Consider the following 12,464-nt stretch of genomic DNA (forward strand, 5'->3'; position numbering starts at 1 on the left):
CTCGTCTCCTCACCGATCCATGCAAGACGCAATCACCAACGTCATCAACAAGTCGGACGTCCAGGGGCTTTACCTGGACACGGCCTCGATGGGCAACCTCGAGTCGTATTTCGCCAGCGGTGAACTGCGTGTGCGCGCTGCTGCCACCATCAGCGCTAATGCTTCGGCCATCATCCGTGATGCCGTTGCCAAGGCCCTGCTGTACTCGGACATCACCCGTCCCGGCGGCAACATGTACACCACCCGCCGCTACGCCGCCTGCATCCGCGACCTGGACTACTACCTGCGGTATTCCACCTACGCCATGCTGGCTGGAGACACCTCGATCCTCGACGAGCGTGTTCTGAACGGCCTCAAGGAGACCTACAACTCCCTTGGCGTTCCCATCGGCGCCACCGTTCAGGCCATCCAAGCCATGAAGGAAGTCACCGCCGGACTCGTCGGCCCTGACGCCGGCAAGGAAATGGGTGTCTACTTCGACTACATCTGCTCCGGCCTCGGCAACTGAGCCCCATGCGGTTGTTCAAAGTCACCGCCTGCATCCCCAGCCCTGAAAAGGTTCGGACGCAGCGCGAATTGCAGAACACTTTCTTCACCAAGTGGGTGCCCTACGACAGTTGGTTCGCTGAACAACAGCGCATCCAAAAGCAGGGCGGCCGCATCATCAAGGTGGAGCTCTGCACCGGGGGTCAGCAGGTCAACGTCGGCAACTGAACTCCGCTCCAAAGTGAATTGAAAGCCCGGCTCAAGACCGGGCTTTTTTATTGGCCATCAACCGTGGAGGGTCTGCACCACCAAAGCATCGAGATCTGGAAGAGCAGCGGCATTCCCCTCCCCCAACCAGAGCACGTACTCATGGTTACCGGCAGGCCCGGTGATCGGCGAAGCCACCAAACCCTGGGGCTGCCAACCCGACTCTGCGGCCGCGGCAATCACAGATTCAATGGCATCCCGGTGGGCCGCAGGGTCACGCACCACGCCCCCCTTGCCGACGCGGCTCTTGCCCACCTCAAACTGCGGCTTCACCAGCACAAGCGCATCAGTGTCGGGCCCCCGCAACAACCGGCGCAACGCAGGAAGAATCAGCCGCAGTGAAATGAACGACACATCGGTGACAGCCAAACTGGGCCAGGGGTCGTCGGACCCATAGAGATCGTCAGGCTGCAGATGGCGCAGGTTGGTGCGTTCCCGCAGCACCACCCGTTCGTCTGTTCGCAGGCTCCAAGCCGTCTGGCCGTAGCCAACATCAACGCCATAAACACAAGTAGCGCCGTGCTGCAGCAGACAATCGGTGAAGCCCCCGGTGGAGATGCCGCCGTCCAGGCAAACGCGCCCCTCCACCCGCACAGGGAAGGCCTTCAAGCCCGCCAGCAGTTTTTCTCCCCCTCGAGAGACAAAACGAGGGGGCTGCTCTACTCGCAGTTCTCGCTCCGGCGTCACCTCCGTTCCAGGCTTATCCAACAGGGTCCCGGCACCATCACGAACCTTGCCAGCACGAATTAATTGCTGCGCCTGTTGGCGTGAACTGACCAATCCACGGGTCAGGAGTTCCAGATCAAGACGCTGTTTGGACGCCATTGCGACATAAAAGCAGACCGATCCCGAAGAAAACCGGCGATCCAGCGGCTGCAGCGTGTTCTGCCTAGAGGATTTTGCAAATTCGCGTCGAGGGACGTGTCCAGCCACCGACCCCAACCCGCCAAGGTGGTGCCGCTGTTGCGGCCGGGCAGCTTTGTGCGGCTTGATAACCAGCCCTCCGACCTACCTCCCTTTCAGGTGCTTCACTGCCGCGGGGGACGTTGCTGGGTTCGCCAGCAATCCTGGGGATCCCATGTGCAGTGGGAAGTTGAGCATGAGCGGTTGAACGTTGCGTGAGCGAAGATGCTGCTCACCAAGTCCCGCAAAGACTCCCAGACAACAATTCTGTTCAATCAGTGTCTTGGCAAGGCAACTATTTCACGGCTCAATGGAGCACTGACGCTGTGTGAGCAAACGTTTGGGTCAAGCGAGAGCCCTGCAAAGAACTTCGAGACGACGGGGTAGACAAGAGACTCAGAAGTCGGCTCTGGTCCAGCGGCTGCTGCCCTTACCGTGGCAGCTCTGGCCAGCAGAAGCTCGCCTGCTGATGGGGCTTGTCGGGTTCTGGAGTGTGGCAGGGCTGGTGGTGCTGGCATCCGCCAGTTGGTGGGTGGCCCTACGGGAAATGGGCGACGGCGGCTTTTACCTCAAACGGCAGGCGATCTGGCTGATGGCCAGCTGGAGTCTGCTGGCCATCACGATCTCCACAAGCTTGCGGCGCTGGCTGCGCTGGTCAGGCCCGGGGCTGTGGATGGGCTGCCTTCTGATCGCCGCCACCTTGGTGATGGGCACCACAGTGAACGGCGCCAGCCGCTGGCTGGTGCTAGGGCCACTGCAGATGCAGCCCTCGGAGCTAGTGAAACCCTTTGTAGTGCTGCAGGCCGCCAACCTGTTCGCCCCCTGGAACCGAATGAGCCTCGACCAGAAGCTGCTATGGCTCGGCAGCTTCGGCGGGCTGCTGCTGCTGATCCTCAAGCAGCCCAACCTCTCGACTGCAGCCCTGATGGGACTCACCCTCTGGATGGTGGCCCTGGCCGGCGGCCTGCGCTGGCGCAGCCTTCTGGGCACCGCCTTGGCGGGATCGCTGCTGGGCACCGCCAGCATCCTGGTCAATGAATACCAGCGGATCCGGGTGGTCTCATTTCTAGATCCCTGGAACGACCCGATGGGCGATGGCTATCAGCTGGTGCAGAGCCTGCTGGCGATCGGATCCGGCGGTTGGATGGGGCAGGGCTATGGCCTCTCAACCCAGAAGCTCCAATACCTACCGATCCAGAGCACCGACTTCATCTATGCAGTGTTCGCCGAGGAATTTGGATTTGTAGGGTCGGTGCTGCTGCTGCTGTTCCTGATGCTGGTGGCCTGGGTGGGGCTGCGGGTGGCCCTGCGCTGCCGCAGCAACCAGGCACGGCTCGTGGCCATCGGCTGCACCACGATCCTGGTGGGCCAGTCGATCCTGAACATTGCGGTGGCCTCTGGGGCGATGCCAACCACCGGTCTGCCGCTGCCCTTGATCAGCTACGGCGGCAACTCGCTGATGTCGAGCCTGGTGATCCTGGGGCTGCTGATCCGCTGTTCGCTGGAATCCACAGGCTTGATCGGGGGGCGATCCAACAAGCGACAACGGTCCGTGCGCCAACGCTGAACCTGGTCTAACGATCGGCTCGCCTGGATAGGCTCTACGTATTCAAAGGCACCTGTGGACCTGCTGCTGCTCTCCGATTTGGCCCAGAGCAGCGAACAGCTGCTGCAGCGCGCCCTGGCGGATCCAGGTCCACTGACGCTGGCGCTGGTGTTTGGTGGGGGCGCCCTAACCAGCCTCGGGCCTTGTTCCCTGTCATTGCTACCGGTGACACTGGCCTACCTGGCGGGCTTCGAGGATGACCAACCACCGTGGCAGCGCAGCCTCGCCTTCTGCGGCGGCATTGTCGGCGCCCTGGTGGTGCTGGGAAGCATCAGCGGACTGCTGGGCCGGATCTACGGTCAAGTGCCGTCACTGATCCCCTCATTGGTGGCGATCCTGGCTGTGGCGATGGGGCTCAACCTGCTGGGAGTGCTGCGGATTCCACTGCCCAGTGGTCCGGATCCAGAGCAGTGGCGTCAGAAGGTACCACCCCCGCTGGCGCCGGTTGCGGCAGGACTGGCCTTCGGACTGGCGGCCTCACCTTGTACCACCCCCGTGTTGGCGGTGCTGCTGGGCTGGATTGCCCAGAGCGGTCGCCCCCTGGCGGGAGTGGCCCTGCTCAGTAGCTTCGGCATCGGCCAAGTTCTGCCCCTGCTGCTGGCGGGCACCTTTGCAGCAGCCATTCCCAAACTGCTAGCCCTGCGGGGCATCAGCCGCTGGGTGCCGCCAGCCAGTGGTGTGGTGCTGCTCACCAGCGGCCTGCTGACCCTGCTGGCACGCTGGAGCTGATGGGGATGGCGCTACTGAAACGCATGGCCGCATGGCTGAGCGATCTACGGCTGGCCATCGTGTTGCTGCTGCTAATTGCCCTGGCAAGTGCCATGGGCACCGGCATCCCCCAGGGGGATCCACCCTCCAGCTACATCGATGCCTATGCCGACACCCCCTGGCTGGGATTGCTTAACGGCGAGCAGGTGCTGCAATTGCAGCTCGATCACGTGTATTCCAGCGGCTGGTTTCTGGCACTACTGGCGTGGCTGGGGCTCGCCCTGATCCTCTGCAGTTGGCGCCGTCAGTGGCCAGCCCTAATGGCGGCCCGGCGCTGGATCGACTACCGCACCACACGCCAGCTGAGCAAATTGGCCATCGCCGAAAGCCAGCCCTGCCCAGACCCCAGCCAGGGACTAACGCAGCTGGAGTCGGTGCTGCGGGCCAGCGGATGGGAGGTGCAACGCAAGCCACAACGGCTTGCGGCCCGGCGCGGCGCCATCGGCAGGGTGGGCCCCCTACTCGTTCACACCGGCCTGGTGCTGCTGATGATTGGCGCGGCTTGGGGAGCCCTGGCGGGGAACCGCCTTGAGCGCTTCCTGGCCCCCGGCCGCAGCCTCGATCTGCTGGATCGCGACGGCACCAGTCAGCTGACGATCACCCTGGATCGCTTCGCCATCGATCGGGACCCGGCCGGCCGAACGGAACAGTTCCGCTCAGCTCTGAAGCTGCAGGGACCCAACCAAAGCTTGGATGCCGAGATCAGCGTCAATCACCCACTGCGGCACCGGGGCATCACCATCTATCAGGCAGATTGGTCGCTCGCAACGATCAGCCTGCAAATCGGGCGCAGCCCCGTGCTGGAGCTACCGTTGCAGACCTATCCGGAGCTGGGTGATCAGATCTGGGGCTTGGTGCTCCCAACCCGCCCGGATGGCACGGAACCGGTGTTTCTGAGTCTGGAGAGCGAACAGGGTCCTGCCACGGTTTTCGATGCGGACGGCCATCAGCTCGCCCGGCTGCGACCGGGTGGACCCGCAGCAGAAGTGAAGGGCTTGCCGATGCGGGTGGATGCGGTGCTGCCGGCCAGCGGACTCTTGCTCAAACGAGATCCTGGGGTGCCGCTGGTGTACTTGGGCTTCGCAGTGCTGCTGATGGGCGGTGGATTGAGCCTCGTGGCCACCCGGCAGCTGTGGGCTATCGCAGCCGATGGAACCCTCAGCGTCGGCGGCCTCTGCAACCGCAACCTCGCGGCCTTTGCCACTGAATTGCCTCAGCTGTTGCAGCAGGGGGTTACCAATCAGCAGGGCTGACGGGTTCCGTGACTGACCCGCACCACGGTGTGCACATTGCCGCGGGGGTTGAAATCGGCTTCCAGCTGCATCCACACCGGGTCGGTGGCCGTCACCAGATCATCGAGGATGCGATTGGTTACCTCCTCATGAGAGATCGACTGGTCGCGGTAGCTGTTCACATAAAGCTTGATCGCCTTCAGCTCCACCACCCGTGGCCCGGGTTGGTAGATCAGGCGCAGCACCGCGAAATCGGGATAGCCGGAGAAGGGGCATTTGCAAGTGAATTCCGGCAGCTCGATCGACACCTCGTAGGGGCGCCCGGGCCGGGGATTGTCGAAGCAGATCAACTCGGCTTCGGCGATGGCGCGTTCGCCGTAGAGGGGGGTCTGGGTCAAAGCGCTGAACGGGCCAGTTCTCATCAGCGACCTTAGGAAGTCAAGCTTCGGCAGCGTTCTGTAACAGCTGCCACGCACGGCTTTGAGAACCGCGGCATCCTTAAAAATAGATCGGTACTCTCCCCATGAAAAAGGTCGAAGCAATCATTCGTCCTTTCAAGCTGGAAGACGTCAAGGTGGCGTTGGTGGAAGCCGGGATCATCGGCATGACCGTGAGCGAAGTGAGGGGCTTCGGCCGCCAGAAAGGTCAGGTGGAGCGCTACCGCGGCTCGGAATTCACCGTTGAATTTCTGCAGAAACTGAAAATTGAAGTGGTGGTCGAAGACGACCGGGTCGAAGAGGTGGTCAAGTCAATCGCTGATGCCGCCCGCACCGGCGAAATCGGTGATGGCAAGATCTTCATCAGCCCTGTGGAATCGGTGGTGCGCATCCGCACCGGCGACCGCGACAGCACGGCCCTCTGAGCTCGCAACACCAGACCCCCCGCTCAGAATCGGCCCGTTCTCAATCGATTCCGGGCCGGGTACTTCCTCTGAACATCGGCGGATCTAGGTGCTGATCTTCCAACAGCAAGGCCCAAGAAAAGCAAATCACGACAGAACTGCGTCTCACTGAGACCCGGCATTGAGATCATTTACCCAGGATGACGGCCCCATAGATTTGTTGGGTTGTTCAACCGAGCGCGCCGGTGATTGAGCGTTACACCCTTCCTGAGATGGGAGCCGTCTGGAGTGAGCAGGCAAAATTCCAGAGCTGGCTTGATGTGGAAATCGCTGCCACCGAAGCCAACTGCCGGCTCGGTCGCGTGCCAGAGGAGGCCCTCGACACCATCAAGGCGAAGGCCAGCTTCGAGGTAGAACGCATCCTGGAGATCGAAGCCGAGGTGCGCCACGACGTGATCGCCTTCCTTACCAACGTGAATGAGCACGTTGGTGATGCCGGGCGCCACATCCATGTGGGGATGACCAGCAGCGATGTGCTGGACACGGGCGTGGCCCTGCAGCTGAAACGCTCGGTGGCCCTGCTGCGCACCGAACTCGATGCCCTGGCAGACGCTCTGCTCGAACTGGCCCGAGCCCACAAGGGCACGGAAATGATTGGCCGCTCCCATGCAATCCACGGCGAACCGATCACCTTCGGGTTCAAGGTTGCCGGCTGGCTGGCGGAAACAGAGCGTAACCGCATCCGCCTGGAACGGCTGGAGCAGGATGTGGCCGTGGGTCAGGTGAGCGGCGCCATGGGCACCTATGCCAACACCGATCCCCAGGTGGAGGCCATCGCCTGCGAGATCCTCGGGCTCACCCCCGACACCGCCAGCACCCAGGTGATCTCCCGCGATCGCCATGCCGACTACGTGCAGACCCTCGCTCTAGTGGGCGCTTCCCTGGAGCGCTTCTCCACGGAGATCCGCAACCTCCAACGCACCGATGTATTGGAAGTGGAGGAGAACTTTGCCAAGGGCCAGAAAGGCAGCTCTGCCATGCCCCACAAACGCAACCCGATCCGCAGCGAGCGGATCAGCGGTCTGGCCCGGGTGCTGCGCAGCTACACCATTGCTGCTCTTGAGAACGTGGCCCTCTGGCATGAGCGCGACATCAGCCACAGCTCCACTGAGCGAATGATGCTTCCCGATTGCTCGGTGACCCTGCACTTCATGCTGCGGGAGATGACCAGCGTCGTGAAGGGTCTTGGGATCTACCCCGAGAACATGCGCCGCAACATGAATGTTTATGGCGGCGTGGTGTTCAGCCAGCGGGTACTGCTCGCCCTTGTGGACACTGGCATGAGCCGAGAAGAGGCCTACCGGGTCGTGCAGCGCAACGCCCACACCGCTTGGAACACCGACGGCGGCAACTTCCGAGCCAATCTGGAAGCCGATGCCGATGTGAGCTCACGGCTCTCGGCTGCGCAGTTAGCTGACTGTTTCAGCACCGAGCTGCATCAGGCCAACCTCGGCGTGATCTGGGAGCGGCTGGGCATCTGATCCAAGCACTGCCCCAAGGGCTGCAGGGGCTGCCCAGGGGAGCTGGTGATTTCGAGAATGCGACCACAGGCCAGCGGCTGCTCAAGAGCATCCAGGCAAACCTGCGCCACAAGACGCCGCGGAATGCTGTTGCTCTGCTGTTGATCAGCATCGGTCACCAGTACGCCCTCGGTGGTGCTGCGGTTGTCGTCTTCACTGAGACCTCCAGGCCGGATCACGGTCCAATCCAGGCCGCTTCGCTCGAGGCAGCGTTCACCCACCCGCTTCCAGACCAGGATCAGGCCGAACAGGTTGAGGGGATGCAGCCAACGGCCGGCGCAGAGGGAACTCACCAGCACAACACGCTTCAGCCCTAGGGAGCGGCAGGCCTGCACTTGCGCCTGCACTCCCCACGCATCCACCTGCAAGGGAGCCGCCAGGTTGATCGAAGGTCGAGCGCCTGTTGCGATCACCAAGGCTTTACAGCCCTGCAGCGCATGGAGCAACGCTTCCGCCGTGTCCAGCTCCAGGCGACAGACCTCCAGGCGCCCCTGCTGCTCGGCCTGGGCCAGGGCAGGGGGGAGCACGGACGCAGGTCGAACGATGGCTCGAACCGATTGACCACGCTCAAGCGCCTCCTCCACCACGCGCCATCCGGTTTTGCCGGAGGCGCCCGACACCGCTAATTGCGTCATCCCATCAGACCTGATCTGCGCACCAGTCAACAGGCACGAGGCAAGAGCAGACGGGTCAGAATCGGCTCGTCATCTCCAGCGGCATGAGCACTGCCCAACTCCGGCAATTTTTTGCTCACATCTCGAGAGACCCTTCTCTTAGAGAGCAGGTGCTGCAGGCCGTGAGTGCCGATGCTGCGGCCCTGATTGCCCAGAAGTTGGGCTACGAAGTCTCCGGCGATGAACTGCTGCGCTTCTCTGGCAAAAGTTCGTCAGGCGTGAGCGTCACCAAGATTCAGCACCCCGGCGAATACCACTAGACCCTTGGGGCATCACCGCGACCAACTGGTGGATCTGCTGCGGCAAAAGCCAAACGATGCAGGCCTGCAGACGCTGATCGAACGGGTGGAACATGAGCAGCCCGCCGACCTCACCAACTCAGCAAACTTGCTTCGCGGGGTCTGGGAGTTGCACTGGAGCAGTTCCCAGCAACCCTGGTTAAGGCCGAGCTCCGGGCTGGAGAACCTGCAGATCCTGGATCCAGAGCACGGACGCGGCTGCAATCTGCTGCGCTTGCGCGGCCTCTTAAGTGCTTTGAGGGGCATCCGTGTGCGGGCGGAGGTGCAGGTCGCCAGCAGCCAGCGGGTCATGGTGTGCTTTCGCCAGGGAGGCTGGGTCGGCCCCTCCTTACCGAACCGCCAAAAGTTGAGTTGGATGCGAAAAGTTCAGCAGAGCACGCCGGCATGGCTCGACATCACCGTGCTGGATGAACAGCCAAGGATCTGCAGAGGCAATGTAGGAACAACCTTCGCGCTGCTAAAGCGAAACAATTTAAATCTGAAAACCTTTTTTGGTGTATGTGGACTCGCAAACATGGCTGGAATTTGCCAGCAAGCTGAGCCAGAACCGAAGGGCTTGCATTCCATCTGATGGCACGCCTTCTTCAGCTTCTGCAGGGGTCCAGCAACAACGCTGATCTTGCAGCATGGACTGCCGTGATATTCGCATCGATCACCGCACTGGTGATCTGGGGACTCTTCAATGCCTACCCAAATTTGCTCTAAAAGCCAACAGTTACCGGTAAGAATCCTGCTCGTAAACGTTCAAACGCAGGGTGGGGCCGACATAACGGACGGGATCCTCTCCATCTGCCATAAGTTCCGTTGACCATTGATAAATACTGAACTGAGGATTAAAGCCACGGAACACAACATTCATAGTTTGCCCCGGCTGGATTACTGGATTGAATAGGATGTTCAAGTCCTCTTCGGACTCTGAAACATCAGCGGCACCCAATCCGCTTGTTCCTTTGCGGCGAAGGGAATAGTCGCCGAGATAAACGCGAGGTTCGGACCGGCCCAATCCCACTGATCAAGATTGGGCAGCTGCCGAAGAACAAGCGCGCCCAATGCATTGCCAGCATCGGGAGAAACCACAACCGTAATCGTGGTGCGATTGCGCGAATGACGACGACGGCTCGAGCCACAGCATCGGAGACAGCAAAAGTGTGGCAATCCACTGGCGCTTCATCCAATTTTTCCGAGGTATGAAGCAACGTTAGGGATAGTGATCAGTACAACCTGTGAGGCCAAAGTACCTGTCCTTGCGCGACCTCAGCAATGCCTGACCAGCAAGGATTCGACCATGCCGGTCTGGCTCTGAATCGCATAGGCCTCTACTTCGCTCTGGCGCTGCAGCGGCCCGAGCACCTGGGTCACCGTCAGCACGTGCTCCGCTGTTGAACGGTCAATATGGTGAGCGAAAAACCGATCAACATGTTCAGGGCTGAAGCCACCCTGCGCCTGCAGCATCAAGCTGATCGTGGACGACGAAGGCTTCTCCAAACCATCAAGACAATCCTGAACAACGTGGATGGCCTCATGGGTCAGAACATCTAACTGAATCCCTGGCTCATCGCTTAGCCCCTGCGACAAACAGAGCCGACTCACACCTATGTTGTAAGCAGCTGGTTCGGCTCCGGCGCCACAATGATCGAGTTGATCAATCACAACACCTAGCTGCGGAAACAGATCTCGACATCTGATCTAAAGAATCCTGATCAGTAGGCAATCAACTCAAGCCAGAACAGTGCGGTTAGTGCCGTGGCTCCGACCGCCAAAGCGAACCATTGATCTTTGAGGGTGCGGACCACGTTGCTTCAGCTGCTGCCCAAATAAACCGAGCTTTCAGCAAGAAGCCAACCTCAGCTGATATTCGCTCCCCATCTCACCCATGTTGAGCGAGTGCTCGAATGAAGCCCAAAAAAGGGCGGTCCGTGCCGGATAGCAAATCACAGCGAGACCAGCCTTGCAAACCGAATTAGTTCAAGTGCTGCTAAGGAAGATCAAGCATGGGCTTGCGAAATAGACGCCAGACCGTCTTCTTTCTGCTTGTGACAAAAACCCCAGACCGGTATCGAATCAGGCCGAATCGGTTGAGGTCACTGTCTTATTCAAGATGTATCCCGCTCTGGAGGGCTCCGGCCGGGACACGGACCCATGTCAGCGGCAACTGCTGGGTCCGCCTTTCTCAGCAAAATCAACAACTAAGCTGGATGGTTTGTTTGTCTAAACGTTCAACGCCAAACTGACGGAATGGCAAACAAACCCTGGTTCCAAGCCAACATCCACGCCCCTGGCACAGGCTTCGCGCTGCTGGTCATCGCGTTCTGCTTGTTGATTCAGACCATCCCCACAGCGGTCTGTGTGATGAGCCCAAGGTCTGGGTGGGACCCCCCGTTGTCTCCAGAGAGGGTCAGGTATTGCGAAGGCGGCTGAAGCCCGGGCATTGCTGGCGGTTCGCGAAAGCTGCGGAATTGTTTGGCATGCAGACGGTCCCAACAATTACCGCAATCTTTGGAGCATTAAAAACCTTCTGGTCACCATTCTGCTCACCAAGAGGCATGAAACTTGTCGAGAACCCATTTAGCAGTCTTCTCTTCAGCTGAGGCACTGACAGACAGCAGGGACCGGCAAGCTCGATAGCTGTTCGCCCAAGGAACAAGCCGAAGAGACGGCACTAGCGGGTGCACTGCAGAACACCCATTACGTCTCCCCCTACATCAAATCAATTCTGAGCCCTATGTCACTGGGCATGAAAATGCTCTTGAAAAGCCTGATTCTCCAATTGGAAGAAAACCGGTACTAGCCATTGCTGCTCTTGCAGGGGCGTTCACCCCGCTTCAACCTCACCCACATCGCCTTCTCAAGTGCAGTGAGTTTTGGAGAGCTTTGATTGAGTACCTCTAGGGCACGAGACTTTGCATCCCTGATGTACCGCGTCGTCCGGTCAAGTTCGTCAAAAGCCATAACCATCAATCAGGCATGACCAACAAGCTAATAACTCCGTGAGCACCAAATTGCATCAAGCGGCACATATTGGCAACCGCTAGTGAATGGTCAGGAAGCACTGGCGAAATCCCGATGACTTGTGTTATCGAGGATTTATGGACACTGAATTACTCAAACAATCTTGGGACAAGCTGACCAAAAGTGGTTACATGCTGAATTGCCCTGCTCCTGAGGTGGTTAACATCATCACGCCGACGGGTTACTCCACTCAGATTCGATTAAAAAGACTCCCCAGCTATGCCCGCTACGTGCGCTGATTTCCGTCCTCTCCTTGTTCATTGAAGTCGCGCAGCCCTCTCCGGCCAATCAACCCAAGGCCTACTACTAGTGAGCTGTTTTCCTGGAGAGATGGGTATGACCGTTCTCTTACCTGTCGTCTGTCAGCCGATAGACAGGCTTATCTGCACTTAAAGCAGGATGTAATGACCCGGCTTTTTGTGCCCCAGCAGCTAATGCAACAAAAAAGGGGAAGCCGCGCACCCACCCCCTCGCATGCGCGACAGATGAAGGCCTTACCGCAACGCCATGTCAGATGAAATACAGCCGGTCAGCTCGCCAGCGCCGCACTCACTCTTCAACGCACAGCCGAAAGAGAGCGCTTCCAGCCTGCCTTCTGCATCCTCTACCAAGCGTCAATGGAGTCATGTCGCAACATCCGCCCGTCGGCAGAAGACTCAGGCGTATAATTTTTCTGTAGCAACCGCTACACAGCGTTCACCCCTTTCGATGGGGCGCAGGCACTCCAAGCCACGGAACGGGGACTTGGAATTTTCTGAGGAACTAACCATGACTGCTCTTCTCTATAGAGGTCACTCCT

The 12,464-nt window shown here is 59.8% G+C and carries 16 protein-coding genes; 11 read left to right on the forward strand and 5 right to left on the reverse strand.

The annotated features are described in order from the left end of the window. Nucleotides 1-19: 19 nt before the first annotated feature. Nucleotides 20-508 (forward strand): allophycocyanin subunit beta, encoded by a 489-nt coding sequence (gene apcB, locus FZX09_RS08370; protein ID WP_226401942.1) that lies wholly within the window; start codon nt 20-22, stop codon nt 506-508. A 5-nt stretch (nt 509-513) separates the two neighbouring features. Continuing rightward, on the forward strand, nt 514-714 hold the full coding sequence (locus FZX09_RS08375; protein WP_006851140.1) for a phycobilisome linker polypeptide: 201 nt from the start codon (nt 514-516) through the stop codon (nt 712-714). Nucleotides 715-771: 57 nt separating this feature from the next. On the opposite strand, the gene FZX09_RS08380 is transcribed toward FZX09_RS08375, so the two are convergent. Next, nucleotides 772-1,578, reverse strand: a complete 807-nt coding sequence (locus FZX09_RS08380; RefSeq protein WP_226401944.1) for a TlyA family RNA methyltransferase — start codon at nt 1,576-1,578, stop codon at nt 772-774. Between the two features lie 96 nt (nt 1,579-1,674). Here FZX09_RS08380 and FZX09_RS08385 point away from each other — a divergent pair, with 96 nt between their 5' ends. The 4 genes from FZX09_RS08385 to FZX09_RS08400 all read left to right on the forward strand — a co-directional run bounded on the left by FZX09_RS08385 (nt 1,675) and on the right by FZX09_RS08400 (nt 5,283). Next, entirely contained in the window at nt 1,675-1,875 is a 201-nt protein-coding gene (locus tag FZX09_RS08385; protein WP_226401946.1) for a hypothetical protein, read from the forward strand. Between the two features lie 139 nt (nt 1,876-2,014). Then, nucleotides 2,015-3,223 (forward strand): FtsW/RodA/SpoVE family cell cycle protein, encoded by a 1,209-nt coding sequence (locus FZX09_RS08390; protein ID WP_370624217.1) that lies wholly within the window; start codon nt 2,015-2,017, stop codon nt 3,221-3,223. Between the two features lie 54 nt (nt 3,224-3,277). Beyond that, nucleotides 3,278-3,991, forward strand: a complete 714-nt coding sequence (locus FZX09_RS08395; RefSeq protein ID WP_226401950.1) for a cytochrome c biogenesis CcdA family protein — start codon at nt 3,278-3,280, stop codon at nt 3,989-3,991. A gap of 5 nt (nt 3,992-3,996) precedes the next feature. Continuing rightward, on the forward strand, nt 3,997-5,283 hold the full coding sequence (locus tag FZX09_RS08400) for a cytochrome c biogenesis protein ResB (RefSeq protein ID WP_226401982.1): 1,287 nt from the start codon (nt 3,997-3,999) through the stop codon (nt 5,281-5,283). On the opposite strand, the gene queF is transcribed toward FZX09_RS08400, so the two are convergent. Continuing rightward, nucleotides 5,271-5,660: a preQ(1) synthase gene (gene queF, locus FZX09_RS08405; protein WP_226401952.1), complete on the reverse strand. Its 390-nt coding sequence runs from the start codon at nt 5,658-5,660 to the stop codon at nt 5,271-5,273. The genes FZX09_RS08400 and queF overlap by 13 nt on opposite strands. A 125-nt stretch (nt 5,661-5,785) precedes the next feature. Between queF and FZX09_RS08410 the strand changes: the two genes are divergently transcribed. After that, on the forward strand, nt 5,786-6,124 hold the full coding sequence (locus FZX09_RS08410; protein ID WP_006851285.1) for a P-II family nitrogen regulator: 339 nt from the start codon (nt 5,786-5,788) through the stop codon (nt 6,122-6,124). A 224-nt stretch (nt 6,125-6,348) separates the two neighbouring features. Then, nucleotides 6,349-7,644 carry an adenylosuccinate lyase gene (gene purB, locus FZX09_RS08415; protein WP_226401954.1) on the forward strand — a complete coding sequence of 432 codons (1,296 nt, stop codon included), beginning with the start codon at nt 6,349-6,351 and terminating at the stop codon, nt 7,642-7,644. Here the strand turns inward: purB and FZX09_RS08420 are convergent. Then, a complete protein-coding gene (locus FZX09_RS08420; RefSeq protein WP_226401956.1) occupies nt 7,602-8,318 on the reverse strand; it encodes an SDR family oxidoreductase in 717 nt (238 codons plus the stop codon). The two genes, purB and FZX09_RS08420, sit on opposite strands and share 43 nt — an antisense overlap. A gap of 83 nt (nt 8,319-8,401) precedes the next feature. On the opposite strand from FZX09_RS08420, the gene FZX09_RS08425 reads away from it, so the two are divergent. Genes FZX09_RS08425 through FZX09_RS11920 form a run of 3 tightly spaced genes read left to right on the forward strand, consistent with a single transcriptional unit; the run spans nt 8,402 to nt 9,361 of the window. Continuing rightward, entirely contained in the window at nt 8,402-8,617 is a 216-nt protein-coding gene (locus tag FZX09_RS08425; protein ID WP_226401958.1) for a Nif11-like leader peptide family natural product precursor, read from the forward strand. Nucleotides 8,618-8,621: 4 nt separating this feature from the next. Then, the gene (locus FZX09_RS08430) at nt 8,622-9,227 is read left to right on the forward strand and encodes a PAP/fibrillin family protein (RefSeq protein WP_226401960.1); all 606 of its coding nucleotides are present in this window, start codon (nt 8,622-8,624) and stop codon (nt 9,225-9,227) included. After that, on the forward strand, nt 9,227-9,361 hold the full coding sequence (locus FZX09_RS11920; RefSeq protein ID WP_255599769.1) for a hypothetical protein: 135 nt from the start codon (nt 9,227-9,229) through the stop codon (nt 9,359-9,361). The genes FZX09_RS08430 and FZX09_RS11920 overlap by 1 nt, the downstream gene beginning before the upstream one ends. Nucleotides 9,362-9,371: 10 nt before the next feature. On the opposite strand, the gene FZX09_RS08435 is transcribed toward FZX09_RS11920, so the two are convergent. Together FZX09_RS08435 and FZX09_RS08440 are read right to left on the reverse strand one after the other, a co-directional pair. Next, a complete protein-coding gene (locus tag FZX09_RS08435; protein ID WP_226401962.1) occupies nt 9,372-9,659 on the reverse strand; it encodes a DUF2808 domain-containing protein in 288 nt (95 codons plus the stop codon). Nucleotides 9,660-9,910: 251 nt separating this feature from the next. Beyond that, a complete protein-coding gene (locus FZX09_RS08440; RefSeq protein ID WP_226401964.1) occupies nt 9,911-10,246 on the reverse strand; it encodes a hypothetical protein in 336 nt (111 codons plus the stop codon). Nucleotides 10,247-12,464 lie beyond the last annotated feature (2,218 nt).

It is taken from the genome of Synechococcus sp. MU1643 (genome assembly GCF_020514095.1).
GTDB lineage: Bacteria > Cyanobacteriota > Cyanobacteriia > PCC-6307 > Cyanobiaceae > Parasynechococcus.